5 tRNA genes are annotated in these 616 nt (G+C 50.3%); all 5 read right to left on the reverse strand.

Annotation, left to right across the window (positions count from 1 at the left end):
• Positions 1 to 51: 51 nt before the first annotated feature.
• The 5 genes from HMPREF2846_RS03295 to HMPREF2846_RS03315 all read right to left on the reverse strand — a co-directional run bounded on the left by HMPREF2846_RS03295 (position 52) and on the right by HMPREF2846_RS03315 (position 526).
• Positions 52 to 125 (reverse strand) — tRNA-Met (locus HMPREF2846_RS03295).
• An 18-nt stretch (positions 126 to 143) separates the two neighbouring features.
• Positions 144 to 236: transfer RNA gene (locus tag HMPREF2846_RS03300), tRNA-Ser, on the reverse strand.
• Positions 237 to 247: 11 nt separating this feature from the next.
• Positions 248 to 321: transfer RNA gene (locus tag HMPREF2846_RS03305), tRNA-Ile, on the reverse strand.
• 26 nt (positions 322 to 347) lie between these two features.
• Positions 348 to 421, reverse strand: a tRNA-Met gene (locus HMPREF2846_RS03310).
• A 29-nt stretch (positions 422 to 450) separates the two neighbouring features.
• Positions 451 to 526, reverse strand: a tRNA-Ala gene (locus HMPREF2846_RS03315).
• Positions 527 to 616: the final 90 nt, after the last annotated feature.

Below are 616 nucleotides of genomic sequence, written 5' to 3' on the forward strand. Positions count from 1 at the left end.
CGTGACAGGCAGGCGTGTTAACCGCTACACTACGGGACCTACATAATAAAATTGCGGGAGGCGGATTTGAACCACCGACCTTCGGGTTATGAGCCCGACGAGCTACCGAACTGCTCCATCCCGCGATAATAGTATTGTATAAATGGCGGAGGAAGAGGGATTCGAACCCCCGCGAGCCGTTAAGCCCCTGTCGGTTTTCAAGACCGATCCCTTCAGCCGGACTTGGGTATTCCTCCAAAAAATTATATGGACCTTGCAGGACTCGAACCTGCGACCGAACGGTTATGAGCCGTTAGCTCTAACCAACTGAGCTAAAGGTCCTAAATAATTTTACAACTAATAATTAGTGGCGGTGGAGGGGATCGAACCCCCGACCTCACGGGTATGAACCGTACGCTCTAGCCAGCTGAGCTACACCGCCATTGTATAGGTTTATGTTGTAATTAAATATGGTGGAGACTAGCGGGATCGAACCGCTGACCTCCTGCGTGCAAAGCAGGCGCTCTCCCAGCTGAGCTAAGCCCCCATATTAATTTAATAATCCTTTTTCTAAGGTTATCGGGAAGACAGGATTCGAACCTACGACCCCTTGGTCCCAAACCAAGTGCTCTACCAA

It is taken from the genome of Staphylococcus sp. HMSC056G08 (assembly GCF_001812305.1).
Lineage (GTDB): Bacteria > Bacillota > Bacilli > Staphylococcales > Staphylococcaceae > Staphylococcus > Staphylococcus simulans.